Below are 16,425 nucleotides of genomic sequence, written 5' to 3'. Positions count from 1 at the left end.
TCCCGCCTGACAAGGCGTCAGAGGTGGTTGTCGGGGGCGGTTGTGTGGTCGTGACAGCGTGACGTGTGGTGTCATGGTCGCCGAACGCCCCGATATCGACTCCTTCTTGCTTGTTCGACACTGGTCCGCCGCCCGGTAGGCCCAGAATCCGACAGGGTTCGTGGGTCATCGCAGAGCTGTGGGCCGGACGGATGAAGGATGTTGTACAAGGATGGGTGAGGTTCGTCGTGCGGCGCGAGGTCGAGGCAATCGCAAGGCGAGCACTCCCCTCTTCGCGCAGCTGCTGACGGCGGCGGTCGACAGGGCGGGCGAGACGATCGCCCTGACCTCCTCCCCCGTCGACGGCGACCGGATCGACCTCACCTACACCCAGCTCGACGAGTCGTCCTCGCGGCTGGCCAGGGAGCTGCTGGACCGCGGTATCGGGCCCGGTGATGTGGTCGCGCTCGGTTTCACCCGGTCGATCGAGTCGGTGCTGGCCGTGTGGGCGGTTGCCAAGACCGGTGCGGCCTATGTCCCGGTCGATCCCGGCCTGCCCGCGGAACGGATCGCCTATCTGGTGGCCGACTCGGGCGCGGTCCTCGGGCTCACCGCGACGGCGCACCGGGCCGCCCTGGCCGACGCGCTGGAGTGGGTCGAGGTCGACGCGCCCGGGTATCGGGAGCGGATCGCGGCGTGGCCGTCGCATCCGATCTCCTATCTCGATCGGGTGCGTCCGCTGACCGATCAGCACCCGGCCTATGTCATCTACACCTCGGGGTCGACGGGCAGGCCGAAGGGTGTGGTGGTCACCCATACCGGTCTGGGCGCGCTGGTCACGGCGGCGCGGGAGCGGTACGCGGTGAACGCGGGCGATCGGGTCCTGCATGTGTGCTCGCCGAACTTCGACGTGTCGGTGCTCGAGCTGCTGGTGGCCTTCGGGGCCGGTGCCACGGTGGTGGTGTCGCCGCCGACGGTGTTCGGTGGTCCGGAGCTGGCGGCGTTGCTGCGCCGGGAGCGGGTGACCCATCTGCTGATCACGCCGGCCGCGCTGGAGTCGGTCGACGCCGAGGGGCTCGACGAGCTGCGGGTGGTGGTCGTGGCCGGTGACGCGTTCGGTCCTGGCCTCGTGGAGCGGTGGGCGGTCGGCGAGCGTGCGTTCTTCAACGGGTACGGCCCGACCGAGGCGACGATTCTGGCCACGGGCAGTGCCGGATTGGTGCCGGGCGAGCCGATCACGATCGGTTCCGCGTTCCCCGGTATCGGGGCGATGGTGTTGGACGGGCGGCTGCGTCCGGTGCCCGCGGGGGTGGCCGGTGAGTTGTATCTGTCGGGTCCGGCGCTGGCCCAGAGCTATCTGGGCAGGCCGGGGCTGACGGCGGAGCGGTTCGTCGCCGCGCCGTTCGCGGGGGTGGCGGGGGCCAGGATGTATCGGACCGGTGATCTGGTCCGGCGCACGGTCGAGGGTGATTTCGAGTATCTGGGCCGGTCTGATTTCCAGGTGAAGATCCGGGGTTTCCGGGTCGAGCTCGGGGAGATCGATGCCGCGCTGACGGCGCATCCGGACGTCGAGTACGCGGTCACGCTGGGGGTGAAGGCCGACTCGGGTGCGACGGTGCTGGTCTCCTATGTACTCCCCCGCCAGGGTGTCTCGGTCGATACCGAGGTGGTGTCGCGGTTCGTCGGCGTCTCGCTGCCGGGTCATATGGTGCCGACCGTGCTCGTCGTGCTGGACGAGATCCCGTTGACGCCGAACGGCAAACTGGATCGCGCGGCGTTGCCCGCTCCGGTGTTCGGCGCGGCCGGGTCCCGGGCGCCGGAGGGCCCGCTCGAGACCGCGATCGCCGCGTTGTTCACGCAGGTGCTGGGTGTGCGGGAGATCGGTGCGGAGGATTCGTTCTTCGCCTCGGGTGGCGACAGCATTCTGTCGATCCAGCTGGTGTCGCGGGCGCGGACGGCCGGTATCTCGTTCACCCCGCAGGAGGTGTTCGAGCATCGGACCGTCGCGGGGTTGGCCCGGGTCGCGGTGGTCGGCGCGGAGTCGGTGCCGACGTTGGCCGAGCTCCCCGGTGGTGGCGTGGGGACGATGCCGCTGACGCCGGTGCTCGCGGCGTCGGTGGCGGGTGGCCGGGTGTTCGGGCGGTTCAGCCAGCAGATGGTGTTGGCGCTGCCGTCCGGCATCGACCGGATCGGTGTGCTGGACACCCTCACGGCGGTGCTGAATCATCACGACATGCTCCGCGCCTGCGTGCGGCAGGTGGACGGGCGCTGGGAGCTGAACGCGCTGCCCGCGGGGGCGGTGGAGGCGCATCAGCTGCTCACCCGGGTCGATGTGCCCGCGGGCCGTTCCGAGGACGCGCTGGCCGAGATCGCGAGCGCGGCGCTGGATGCGGCGCTGGCGTCACTGGATCCACTGGCGTCCCGGATGGTCGCGTTCGTGTGGCTGTGCCGTGCGGACGGCCCGGACGGTCTGGTGGTGGCGGCCAATCATGCCGTGATCGACGGGGTGTCCTGGCGAATCCTGTTGTCGGACTTGGTGACCGCGTGGGCGCAGCATGCGGCCGGGCAGCGGGTCGAGTTGCCCGCGGTCGGTACGTCGTTCCGCCGGTGGGCGCATGGTGTGGTCGAGGCGGCGCCGCGGCGTCGGGACGAGCTGGATTACTGGCGGCGGATTCTCGCGGTTTCCGACCCGTTGCTGGGCGAGCGTCCGCTCGACAGCTCGGTCGATACGGCCTCGACCGTGCGGACTTTCAGTGTCACGGTGCCCGCCGAGGTCAGCGAGGCGGTACTGACCGACCTGCCGGCGATGTATCGCACGGGCGCCGAGGACGGGCTGCTCGCCGCGCTGGCGCTGGCGGTGCGGACGTGGCGCGCCCGACGCGGCGTGACGGCCGCGGCGACGCGTCTGCGGTTGGAGGGTCATGGCCGCGAGGAATCGGCGGTCGAGGGTGCGGATCTGACCCGGACGGTCGGCTGGTTCACCACCATGTATCCGGTCGCGCTCGATCTGGACGGGATCGATACCGAGGCCGCGTGGCGGGGTGGTGCGGCGACGGCGGCGCTGGTGAAGGCGGTCAAGGAGCAGTTGCTCGCGGTGCCGGACAAGGGCATCGGTTTCGGCATGCTCCGGCATCTGGACGCCGAGTCGGGCCCACTGCTCGATGGTGTGCTGGGGCAGGTCGGTTTCAACTATCTGGGTCGGGTGTCGGCCGGTGATGTGCCGGAGGCGCTGGCCGGGCACGGCTGGCTGCCGACGGACGCGTGGGGTGAGCCGGTCGCCGAGCAGGATCCGGCGTTGCCCGCGGCCGCCGTGATCGATGTGAACGCGCTGGCGGCCGGTTCCGCGGAGGGTGTGCTGCTGCGGGCGTCGTTCTCGTATGCCTCGGAGATCATCGACGAGGCGTCGGTGCGCGAGTTGGCCGAGTGCTGGACCGAGGCGTTGGCGTTGCTGGCCGAGCATCTTCGTGATCCGGCGGCCGGTGGCCTCTCCCCCGCCGATGTGGCGCTGGTGCGGGTGTCGCAGGGGGAATTGGATCGGTGGCATCGGGAGTTGCCCGGGCTGAGTGATGTGGTGCCGTTGGCGCCGTTGCAGCTCGGTCTGCTGTATCTCGCGCAGGCCGCGCCGGAGGCGGATCCGTATCTGGTGCAGCTGGCCGTCGAGTTGGCGGGTGCGGTGGATCTGGAGCGGCTGCGGCGGGCCGCGCAGGTGGTGCTGGATCGGCATGCCATCCTGCGCACGTCGTTCGGGTCGGCGGCGTCGGGTTCGCCGGTGGGTTTCGTGGCCGAGGGTGTCGCGGTGCCGTGGCGGATCGTCGACACCGAGGTGCGTGACCCGCGGGAGTTCCTGGCGGCCGAGGCGCGGGTCGGTTTCGATCTGTCGGCGCCGCCGCTGTTGCGGTTCACGGTGTATCGCCGGGGTTCCGGTGATCTGCATCTGGTGCTGACCGCGCATCATCTGCTGGTGGACGGCTGGTCGATGCCGTTGCTGATGACCGAGTTGCTCGTCTCCTACGCCACCGACGGCGGCCCGTCGATGCTGCCGCGGGTGCGGCCGTATCGGGACTATCTCGCGTGGCTGGCGGGCCGGGATCGTTCGGCGGCGCTGGACGAGTGGGGTGCGGCGTTGTCCGGGCACGTGCCGACCGTGCTCACGGCCGCGGTCGCACCGCCTGCCGAGGTGTCGGCGGGTTTCGGGATGTGCGCGGTCGATCTGTCGGCGGACGAGGCGGAGGTCTTGTCGGCGGCCGCCGCGGCGCACGAGGTCACCTTGAACACGGTGTTCCAGGCGGCGTGGGGTCTGGTGCTGGCCGGTGTCGTCGGCCGCGACGACGTGGTGTTCGGTGCGGTGGTGTCGGGGCGGCCGCCGCAGCTGGACGGGATCGACGGCATGGTCGGTCTTTTCGCGAATACGATCCCGGTGCGGGTGCGGCTCGACGGTGCCGCGTCGCTGCGCGCGGTGCTGTCGCGGGTGCAGTCCGAGCAGGTCGCGTTGCTCGACGGCCACTATCTGGGGCTGGCCGAGATCCAGCGGGCGGCCGGCGCGGGTGAGTTGTTCGACACGCTGATGGCCTATGAGTCGTATCCGGTGGATACCGAGGGGATGCGGCGCGCGCACGGTGCCATCGACGGTCTGGAGATCGTGGCTGTCGAGGCGGCCAACGCGACGCACTATCCGGTGGCGGTCGGGGTCGAGGTGGGCGACGGTATCCGGGTGGGCCTGCAGTATCGGCTCGATGTCGTGGGTGCCGAGGTCGCCGCGGCGTTGGCACACCGGCTGCGAGTGGTGCTCGATGCCCTGCGGGAGACACCGGATCGTCCGGTGCGTGACCTGCTCGAGGTGCTCGCTCATCAGGAGGACGCGGTCGCGCGGTTCGCGTACTGGCGGGCGGTTCTCGCGGATCTGCCCGAGGAGCTGGATCTCCCGGCGGATCGCTCCCGGCCCGCGGAGCCGGTGGTCGTCGATGATCACGTGCGGTTCGAGATTCCCGCCGGTCTGGCGGCGCGGATGCGCGAGCTCGCGAAGTCGCGGCAGACGTCGGTGCGCACCGTCGTCCATGCCGGGCTCGTGGTGCTGTTGGCGCGGCTGTCCGGGAGCGCGGATATCGCGATCGACGCGTTCGGCCCGCAGGATCGGGCGGTGTTGCTTCGACTACCGGTGCCGGGCGAGCGGACCGTCGACGCGTTACTCACCGAGGCGGCCGGTCTCGCCCGGCAGGCTGTCGCACACATGGAATTGTCCGCGGCGGAGTCGGCGGCGCTGGGTCTCGGCGGGCGAGCGTCGAGCCGGGTCGCGCTCCTGACGGAGCCCCGGCCGGAGGTCACCGGGTACGACCTGGTCCTTACCGTCCCCACGGACGCGGCGGACGCCCTCGCCGCCGAGTTCGCTTTCGCCGGTGTCCTGTTCGACCGTGCGAGTGTCACGGTGTTCGCTGAACGTCTCGTCCGGCTGCTGACCGCGATCACCGAGTTTCCGGAGTCGCCGGTCGGTGACCTGGCGATTCTCAGTGCCGCCGAGCTGCGCTCCGAACGTGCGACCGATCCCGGTGGGCCCGCGGTGCTGTTCCCGGACCTCGTCTCGCGCGGGGTCGCGATCGGCCCGGATCGGGTGGCGATCCGGCACCGGGGACGGTCGATCAGCTATGGCGAGCTCGACGCGCAGACCTCCCGTTTGGCGCGTGCGCTGATCGCGCGGGGTGTCGGCCCGGAAGTCGCTGTCGCGGTGGCGTTCCCGCGGTCGTCGGACATGGTGGTCGCGGCGCTCGCGGTCGCCAAGGCGGGTGGGCATTTCGTGCCGATGGACCCGGCCCTGCCCGCACAGCGTCTGGAACACCTGGTCGCCGACTCCGGTGCGGTGGTGGGTATCACCGCGCCCGAACAGCGCGAGCGGGTGCCCGCGGGCGTGGACTGGCTGACCGTCGACGATGCCGCGTCCTTTGCCGCGACCGCGGTGACCGACGCGGATCGCCGTGCGCCGCTGCGGGTGGAGCATCCCGCGTATGTCATCTACACGTCCGGTTCGACCGGCGTCCCCAAGGGTGTCACGGTGACGCACGCCGGGCTCAGCGTCCTGGTCGACGAAGCCGTCCGCCGCTACGACCTGACCTGGAATCACCGGTTCCTGCACATCTGCGCGCCCTGGTTCGATCCGTCGGTCCTGGAATGGCTGTGCGCGTTCAGCACGGGGACGACGCTCGTCGTCGTGCCGTCGGAGATCATCGGCGGTGTCGAGCTGGCCGAGCTGCTGGCGGCCGAAGCCGTCACCCACGCCATCATCACCCCCGCCGTGCTGGGCACTCTCGATCCGGCGGGTCTCGACACGCTGGAGGTGTTGTCCGTCGGCGGTGATGTGACCACGCCGGAGCTGCTGGCGACGTGGCAGCCGGGTCGCCGCTATCTCAACGGGTACGGCCCCACCGAGACCACGATCATCTCCGCCTACGCCGAGCTCACCGCGGGCCGTCCGGTCTCGATCGGCGGGCCGGTCCGTGGCACGGACGCGATGGTCCTGGACGCGCGGTTGCGTCCGGTACCGCCGGGGGTGACCGGTGAGCTGTATCTGGCCGGTCGTGGGCTGGCGCGCGGTTACCGTGGTCAGCCGGGGACGACGTCGGCCCGGTTCGTCCCCGATCCGTGGGGTGCTCCGGGGTCACGGATGTATCGCACCGGTGATCTCGTGCGCCTGCGCGCGGGGGAACTGCTCTATGTGGGTCGCGCGGACACGCAGCTGAAGGTGCGGGGGTTCCGGATCGAACCGGGCGAGGTCGACGCGGTGCTCGCCGGTCGCGCCGAGGTCGCTGCCGCGGTGACGGTGGGCCGCTCTACCGCGTCCGGGTCCACCACCCTGGTCAGTTATGTGGTCGCGGCCCCGGGCCGGGCCGCTGATCCGGCCGCGCTCACCGACTACACGGCGCAGCGTCTGCCGTCGTATCTGGTGCCCTCGGCGATCGTCGTGCTCGACGCGCTGCCGTTGACGTCCAACGGCAAGCTCGACCGTGCGGCTCTCCCGGCGCCGGTGGCCGCGACTGCGGTCGACCGGGCGCCGTCGTCGCCGAGGGAGACCGTGCTGTGCGAGTTGTTCGCCAGGGTGCTCGGGGTCGAGTTGGTGGGGGTGAACGAGTCGTTCTTCGCTATGGGTGGCGACAGCATCCTGTCGATCCAGCTGGTCTCGCTGGCTCGTGCGGCGGGCATCGTGTTCACGACCAGGGAGGTGTTCGAGCACCGGACCGTGGCGAAGCTGGCCGCGATCGCCGCGGTCGACAGTCCTGCGGTCGCGCTCGCCGAGCTGCCCGGTGGCGGGATCGGTGCGGTGGCGCTGACCCCGGTGCTGGCGGAGTTCCTGGCCACCGGTTCGAGTGATCGTTTCGCGCAGACGATGGTCCTGGCGCTGCCGGACGGTATCGATCGCACCGGGCTGGTCACGACCGTGGCCGCCGTGCTGCGCCATCACGACATGCTGCGTTCGCGGTTGCGTCACGACGGCCTCCGGTGGCGGTTCGAGGTCCTCGACCCCGAGACCGTGGACGCGGGCTCGCTGATCACCGAGGTCGACGCGGCCGCTGCCGACGGCGAAGACCTCACCCGGCTCGGTAGCACCGCCATGGACTCGGCGCTGTCGGCGCTCGATCCGGGCGAGGGCCGGATGATCACGTTCGCCTGGGTGCGCCGCGACGGGGCCCGGGATGTGCTGGTGGTGGCGGCGCACCACTATGCGATCGATGGTGTGTCGTGGCGGATCCTGCTGCCCGATCTGGTCGTCGCGTGGGCCCGGTACACCGCGGGGCAGGCGATCGTGTTGCCGCCGGTGGGTACGTCGTTCCGGCGGTGGGCGCACGGTCTCGTCGCGGCCGACCGGACCCGCGAACTCGACTATTGGCGGCAGCTGCTGGCCACCCCGGATCCGTTGCTCGGCGCGCGAGCGGTGGACAGTGTGGTCGATACCGAGGCGACGACGCGCTCGATCACGGTGCAGGTGCCCGCCGAGATCACCGAGCCGCTGCTCACCACGCTGCCCGCGCAGTACCGGGCCGGCGCCGACCACGCCCTGCTGGCTGCGCTCGCGCTGGCCGTGCGTGACTGGCGCGCACGCCGTGGCGTGGACGCCGACACCCTGCGGATCAGGCTGGAAGCGCACGGTCGCGCGGAAGACCTCGTCCCCGGCGCCGATCTGACCCGGACCGTCGGCTGGTTCACCAGCGTCTACCCGGTCGTGCTCGACCTGTCCGGGGTCCCGGGGCAGGTCGATGACGCCGCCCTCGCCACGGTGGTCCGGTCGGTGAAGGAGCAGCTGCTGGCCGTGCCGGACAACGGCATCGGCTTCGGTGTGCTGCGCCTGGACGCGGCACACCAGCTCACCGGTGGTCTCGGCCAGGTCGGCTTCAACTACCTCGGCCGTGCGACGACCGGTCACGGACCCGCCGACGACACCGCCTGGCTGCCCGCCGCCGATCTCGGCGACCTCGCGGTCGACTATGACCCCGCGCTGCCCGCGACCACCGTCGTCGACATCAACGCGATCGCCGTCCCCACCGACACCGGTCTCCAGCTGCGCGCCGACTTCCGGTATGTCACCGGCATTCTCGACGCGGACGACGTGCTGGAACTGGCCGACGACTGGCGCAGGCACCTGACCGCGCTCGCCGAGCACACCCGGCACGCGGACGCGGGCGGTCTGACACCGTCGGACGTCGCGCTGGTGCGGGTGTCACAGGCGGATCTGGATCTCTGGCGCCGCACCCACCCCGGTCTGGCCGAGGTGCTGCCGTTGTCGCCGCTGCAGCATTCGCTGCTGGCGCTGGGTGAGCTGCTCGACGAGTCGGTGCACGCCTATGTCATCCAGCTCGTCGCCGAACTCACGGGTGATCTCGACACCGAGCGGCTGCGCCGCGCGGCCCGCACCGTCCTGGAGCGGCACGCGAATCTGCGTTCGGCGTTCGTCACCGCCGCCGACGGCACACCGGTGCAGGTGGTGGCCGACGCGGTCGAGGCGCCGTTCCGGATCGTCGGCGGTCTCGCCGACGCCGACCTGCCCGCGCTGCTGGCCGCCGATCAGGAGGCCGGATTCGATCCGGCGATCGCGCCGCTGCTGCGATTCACCGTGTACACCACCGGTTCCGGGCGCAGCCGGCTCGTGCTGACCGGTCATCACATCCTGCTCGACGGCTGGTCGATGCCGCTGCTGATGAAGGAACTGCTGGTCCTGTACGCGACGCACGGTGACGCGACGCCGTTGCCGCCGGTGCGGCCCTACCGCGCCTACCTCGAGTGGCTGAGCCGTCAGGATCGCGCGGTCGCCGAGCACGCGTGGGCGACGGTGCTGGCCGGGGTGGAGCCGAGCGTGCTCGCACCGGAGCTGGCGTGGCCGCCGGCCACGGAGTCCGGATTCGGGCTGTGCGAGTTCGACCTCGACGCCGACCGCACGGCCGAGCTGACCGCGTTCGCCGCGCACACCGAGGTCACCGCGAACACCGTGTTCCAGGCGGCGTGGGGGTTGGTCGTCGCCGGCACCACGGGCCGTGACGACATCGTCTTCGGTGCCACGGTGTCCGGTCGTCCGCCGCAGCTGGACGGTGTCGGTGACATGATCGGCCTGTTCGTCGACGCGGTCCCGGTGCGGGTCCGGCTCGACCCCGCCGCCACGGTCACCGACCTGGTGCGCGCGGTGCAGGCCGAGCAGGCCTCGGTGCTCGATCACCACCATCTGGGTCTCGGCGCGATCCAGCGGGTGGCCGGGCGCGGTGAATTGTTCGACACCATGCTGGCTTTCGAGTCCTACCCGGTCGACGCCGAAGGACTCCAGCAGGCCGGTGGCGCGCTGGACGACCTCAGCATCGACGGGTTGCGCGGCGCCGACTTCACCCACTACCCGCTCACCATCCTGGTGTTCCTGGGTGCCCGCACCCAGGTGCAGATCAAGTACCGACGTGATCTCGTCGCCGATGCCACCGCGCAGGCGGTGACCGATCGGCTGCAGTCCGCTCTGTCCGAGGTGATCGCCGCCCCGGACAGCGCGGCCGCGGAGGTCGCGCGGCGGCTCGCGGCCGAGCCCACCGACCCGATCACGCGCGCCCGCTTCTGGCGCCGGACCCTGGCGGATCCGCCGGGGCGGCTCACGCTCCCCACGGCCGGACGCGGCACCGCGGACGCTCCGGGACGCGCGCGGCTGCCGATCCTGGCGGCGGTGTACGACGACCTGCGCCGGCTCGCCGAGGCGGCGGGGGTGAGCTGGTCGGCGCTGATCCGCAGCGCGGTCGCGGTGCTACTGGCCCGGCTCACCGGCACCGACGACATCGTGATCGCCGCACCCGAGCAGAACATGGTGGTCCGCACCCGGATCGACGCCGCCCAGCCGTTCCTGGCCCTGCTGCCCCACGCGCACCACAGCGAGACCCAGGCCCTCGAGCACGCCGGAATTCCCCCGGCTGACCTGGCTGTCCTGCTCGGGACCGATCACCTCGCTCAGGTGTGTCTGGGCTTCGATCACCTCCCCGCCGGCGAGCTGGCCCTCGCCGTGCTCGACGACGCGGCGGGCCCGACGCTCGACATCGCCTTCGCCCGAACACTTTTCGACGACGACGACGCACTGACGTTCGGTCGGCGCCTGCTCCGTATCCTGGCCGCGCTCGCCCAGCGCCCGGGGACACCGGTCGGTGACCTGCCGCTGTCGGACCGCGACGAGGACCTGTTCCTGACCCGGCTCGGCGACGGCGGCACACCGTCGACCATCGCCACCCTGCCGCAGCTGCTGGTCCGTGGCACCGACTACGGACAGCACCGGATCGCGGTGCGTGACAACAGTCGCGGCCACACCTACGGCGAGCTCGACGCCGACTCCTCGCGCCTGGCGCGGGTCCTGATCGCCGACGGGGTCGGGCCGGAAACCGTGGTCGCCTCGGCGATCCCGCGCGGCTACCGGTCGATCCTGGCGTTCTGGGCGATCGCGAAAGCCGGTGGCGTGTATCTGCCGGTCGACCCGAACTATCCCGCCGACCGGGTGCGGCACATGCTCGAGGATTCCGGTGCCGCCGTTGGCCTCACCGTCACCGGACACGCACAGGACCTCGGCGAATCGGTGCGCTGGCTCGTGCTCGACGATCCGGCCGTGCGTTCCCGCATCGCGGGCCGTCCCGCCACCGCGGTGCGTGACCGGGACCGCCGGGCGCCGTTACGGCGCGACCACGCGGCCTACGTCATCTACACCTCCGGCTCCACCGGGCGGCCCAAGGGCGTCAGCGTCACCCACGCGGGCCTGGCAGCCCTGGTCACGCACTCGGCCACCATCATGGGCCTGCGGCACGACCATCGGATGCTGCACGTCTGCTCGCCCAGCTTCGACCAGTCGATCGAGGAGATCGGCACCGCCTTCCATCGCGGTGCCACCCTGGTGATCGCGCCACCGGAGACCGTGGGCGGCGTCGATCTGGACGACCTGCTGCGCCGGGAACGCGTGTCCCACACGATCATCACCCCGGCCCTGCTGGGCACCCTCGATCCGGCGGGTCTGCCCGATCTGGTGTGTGTCTCGGCCGGTGGCGAGGCGTGCACCGCCGAGCTGCTGGCCGCCTGGCAGCGCGGCCGCCGCTTCCTCAACGGGTACGGGCCGACCGAGGCGACGATCGGCGCGACCTACGCGCGGTTGCGCGCCGGTGACCGGGTCACGATCGGTCGCCCGGTGCCCGGACTGCGCGCGGTGGTCCTCGACAACCGGCTGCATCCGGTACCTCTCGGGGTCACCGGCGAGCTGTATCTGGCCGGTCCGGGATTGGCCCGCGGCTACCACGGCCGTGGTGCTGTGACCGCCGACCGGTTCGTCGCCTGCCCGTGGGGTGCGGCGGGTGAACGCATGTACCGCACCGGCGATCTCGTGCGCTGGGTGCGCGGCGCCGAGGACGCCGACGAGCTGGAGTATCTGGGCCGCACCGATTTCCAGGTCAAGATCCGGGGCTTCCGGATCGAGCTCGGCGAGATCGACGCCGTGCTGGCGCGGCATCCGCAGGTCACGTTCGCGGTGACGGTCGGGGCCGAGAATCCGGCGGGCGAGACCACGGTGGTGTCGTATGTGACCGGCCGCGACCTCGACCCCGCCGCGGTGGCCCGGTGGTCGTCGTCGATGCTGCCCGCGCACATGGTTCCGGCCGCCGTGGTGGTGCTCGAGCGGATTCCGTTGACCGCCTCCGGCAAACTCGACCGTACGGCGCTGCCCGCGCCCGTCTTCGCGGCCCGCCCCTACCGGCGGCCCGCGAGCGGGCTGGAACGGACCGTGGCCGAGATCTTCGCTGAGGTGCTCGGCGTCGACCGGATCGGCGCCGACGACAACTTCTTCGAACGCGGCGGCAACTCGCTGCTCGCGACCCGGCTCACCGCTCGCCTCAGCGCGGCAGTGGACCTGCGGGTCCCGGTGCGGGTGCTGTTCGCGGCACCGACGGTCGCCGAGTGCGCCGCGGAGGTGTCCCGGCTGACCCGGGCGGGCCGCCGTCCGGCGCTGCGGGCACAGCCACGGCCCGAACGGGTGCCGCTCTCGCCCGCCCAGCAGCGCATGTGGTTCCTCAACCGCTTCGACACCCGCACCTCGGCCTACACGATTCCGGTCGTGTTGCGCCTGTCCGGTGCGCTCGATGTCGTCGCGTTGCAGGCGGCGTTCGGCGATGTGGTGGCCCGGCACGAGATCCTGCGCACGGTGTATCCGGTCGCCGATCACGCGCCGGTGCAGGTGGTGCTGCCCGCCGACCATCCCGACCTGCCCCGGCTGACCGCGCAGGCGACGGTCGAGGTGGAATCCGCTGTGTCGCAGCTCGTTTCGACGGTGTTCGATGTCACCACCGAGGTGCCGTTGCGGGCGGCGCTGTTCGAGGTCGGCCCCGAGGACTTCGTCCTGGCCATGGCGATCCATCACATCGCCGGTGACGGCTTCTCCGGCGGACCCCTCACCCGCGATCTGGTAACCGCCTACGGCGCCCGCGCCACCGGGCACGCGCCGACCTGGAGCCCGCTGGCGGTGCAGTACGCCGACTACGCGGTGTGGCAACAGACGCTGCTGGGCGAGGACACCGATCCCTCCTCGGTGGGCGCCGAGCAGATCGCCTACTGGCGCCGGGCCCTGGCCGGGCTGCCCGACCAGCTCGACCTGCCCCGGGACCGCCCGCGACCGCCCGTCCAGTCCTACGCCGGTGGCCGGGTGCCGTTCACCGTGGACGACGCCACCCATGCCGCGCTCACCGAACTGGCCCGCACGCAGGGCGCGACCCTGTTCATGGCCGTGCACACCGCGCTGGCGGTGCTGCTGGCCGGGCTGTCGGGCACGACCGACATCGCCATCGGCACTCCGGTCGCCGGGCGCGGTGAGGCCGAGCTGGACGATCTGATCGGCATGTTCGTCAACACGCTGGTGTTCCGCACCGAGGTCGACGGCGACGCGAGCTTCGCCGAACTCCTCGGCCGCCAGCGCGAGATCGACCTGCGGGCCTTCGCGCACAGCGACGTCCCGTTCGAGCGGCTCGTCGAGGTGCTCAACCCGGCCCGCTCCACGGCCCGTCACCCGCTGTTCCAGGTCGGCCTGTCGTTCCAGAACCTCGCCGAGGTGCGGATGGACCTGCCCGGCGTCACCGTCTCCTCGGTGGAGATCGATCGCGAACTGTCCCAGTTCGACCTGCACCTCATCCTGGCCGACCGGTACACCGCCGACGGTTCCGCGGCCGGGATCGGCGGCTACTGCACCTTCGCCACCGACCTGTTCGACGCGTCGACGGTGCGCGGCTTCCTCGAGCGGTTCAGCCGGATCATCGCCGCCGTGGTAGCCGCGCCCGGCGCCCCGCTGCACACGATCGATCTGCTCGCCCCAGCGGAGCGGACCCGCATCGTGGAGCGGTGGAATCGCACCGCGCGCCATACCGATCCGGCCGCGACCCTGGTGTCGCTGCTCGACGAGACCGTCGCCGCCGACCCGCACGCGGTGGCCCTCGTCGCCGACGGCCGACGGTGGACCTTCGCCGAGCTCGACGCGCGGGTGAACCGGCTGGCCCGGTATCTGGTCGCCGCGGGTGTGGGACCGGAGACCCGGGTGGCGCTCGCTCTGCGGCGCTCGGTCGACCTGGTGGTCGCGATGTACGCGGTGGCCACCGCCGGTGGCGCCTATGTGCCGATCGATCCCGATCAGCCGGTCGCGCGCACCGAGTACATCCTGGACACTGCCCTGCCGATCCTCGTCCTCACCGACACCGCCACCGGATTCACGGCCGCCGGAACCCGGGTCGTCGCCGTCGATCAGCTCGAGCTGTCGACATTCGACGCCGCCCCGCTCACCGATCGCGATCGGCGCGCACCGTTGCGGGCCGCCAATACCGCGTACGTGATCTTCACCTCCGGCTCGACGGGCAGGCCCAAGGGTGTCGTGGTGTCGCACGCGGCGGTGGTCAACCAGTTGCGCTGGAAGGCAGAACGATTCGGTCTCACCGCCGAGGACGTCGTGCTGCTGAAGACGGCGGCGACCTTCGACCTGTCGGTGTGGGAGTTCTGGTCGACGGCGGTCTCGGGCGGACGCCTGGTCATCGCCGCCCCCGACGGTCACCGGGATCCGGCCTACCTCGCCGACCTGATGCGTCGCGAGGGCGTCACCACGTTGCACGCGGTGCCCTCGATGCTCGACGCGCTGCCCGCCGACGCCCTGCCCAGCTCGCTGCGCCGGGTCCTGGCCATCGGCGAGACCCTGCCCGCGGCCTCGGCCCGCCGATTCGAGTCCGCGGCACCGCACGCCACCCTGTTCAACGTGTACGGGCCGACCGAGGCTGCGGTCTCGATCACCAGTCACCAGGTCGGCTCCGCGGACACCGCGACGGTCCCGATCGGCAAGCCGGTCTGGAACAGTCAGGTCTACGTGCTCGACGCGCGGCTGCGCCCGGTGCCGGTCGGTGTGCCGGGTGAGCTGTACCTGGCCGGCGCGCAGCTGGCCGGCGGCTATCTCGGCAAGCCGGATCTGACCGCGGAGCGGTTCGTGGCCAACCCGTTCCACGCGGGCACCCGCCTGTATCGCACCGGTGACCTGGCGGCGTGGAATGCCGACGGGGCGCTGGAGTATCGCGGGCGCACCGACTTCCAGCTGAAGATCCGCGGTTTCCGCATCGAACTCGAGGAGATCGACGCCGTGCTCGCCGGGCACGCCGATGTCGGCTATGCCGTCACGGTGGGCCGGGAGAACCAGACCGGCGCGACGGTGCTGGTGTCCTATGTGGTCGCCGCGCCGGATCGGGTGGTCGTCGTCGAGGACCTGCTCGAGTGGGCGGCGCGGTCGCTGCCCTCGCACATGGTGCCCGCCACGATCATGGTCATCGATCAGGTGCCGCTCACCCATGTCGGCAAGCTCGACCGGTCGGCGTTGCCCGCACCCGAGCTGGCGGTCCGCGCCTACCGGGCCCCCGATTCCGCGATCGAGCAGACGGTGTGCGAGATCTTCGCCGATGTCCTGCGGTTGGACCGGGTCGGCCTGGACGACCACTTCTTCGAGCTGGGCGGCACCTCGCTCAGCGCCACCCGCCTGGCGACGCAGCTGAGCGACGCGGTGGCCGCGACCATCCCGGTCACCTGGCTGTTCAGCACGCCGACGCCCGCGGGCATCCTCGCGGCGCTGCGCGCCGACGGGGCCGACAGCACGGGTGCCGACGCCGCGTTCGAGGTCCTGTTGCCGTTGCGGACCGGCGGAACCAGGGAACCGCTGTTCTGTATCCACCCCATCAGCGGTGTCGCCTGGTCGTTCGGCGGGCTCGCCGCCCACCTGCACCCCGACCGGCCCGTCTACGGTCTGCAGTCACCGGCGCTGAGTTCGGCCGAGCCGCTGCCGGATTCGATCGAGGAATGGGCGCTGCTCTACCTCAAGCAGATCCGCGAGGTCCAGGCCGAAGGGCCCTACCACCTGCTCGGCTGGTCCCTGGGCGGGGTGATCGCGCACGCGATGGCCGTGCAGTTGCAGGAGGACGGTGAGGAGGTCGCGCTGCTCGCCATGCTGGACAGCACGCTGACCGCCGCGGCACCGGCCACGGCGAGCCAGGTCACGGCGGCCGATCTGCTCGGCGGTTTCGCCGGTGATCTCGCCACCGACGGCGCCCTCGACGAGGTCGCCGATGCCCAGGGGCTGGCGCAGGTCCTCGGCCGGCTCGCCTCGCCGCTGGCCTCGCTGGATCCCGCCCGGATCGAGCGCGTCGTCGAGGCGGCGATCACCTCGGTGGCACTCGACGCGGCCTACCGGCCACACCGATTCGACGGTGCCATCACCTATTTCACCGCGGGCCAGGACGATCCCACCGGCGCCACCGGCGCCGCGTCCTGGACCGAGGCCGTCACCCGCCCCGTGCGCAACCATGTCGTCGACGCGACGCACTGGCGGATGACGGAGGGCCGAGCACTGGAGGCGATCGCGAAGGTGTTGCGCGAGTGGCTGTGACGACCACGAACCCATAAGCG

Annotated in this window: 1 protein-coding gene; it reads left to right on the top strand. The window is 71.5% G+C overall.

Going from position 1 to position 16,425, the window contains the following annotated elements:
- Positions 1-211 precede the first annotated feature (211 nt).
- Positions 212-16,405: an amino acid adenylation domain-containing protein gene (locus AB0L91_RS19350; protein WP_365011748.1), complete on the top strand. Its 16,194-nt coding sequence runs from the start codon at positions 212-214 to the stop codon at positions 16,403-16,405.
- The last annotated feature ends 20 nt before the right edge of the window (positions 16,406-16,425 follow it).

It is taken from the genome of Nocardia sp. NPDC051833 (genome assembly GCF_040681225.1).
In the GTDB taxonomy this organism is placed as follows: Bacteria; Actinomycetota; Actinomycetes; order Mycobacteriales; family Mycobacteriaceae; genus Nocardia.
This window is presented reverse-complemented; position numbering and strand designations above follow the sequence as displayed.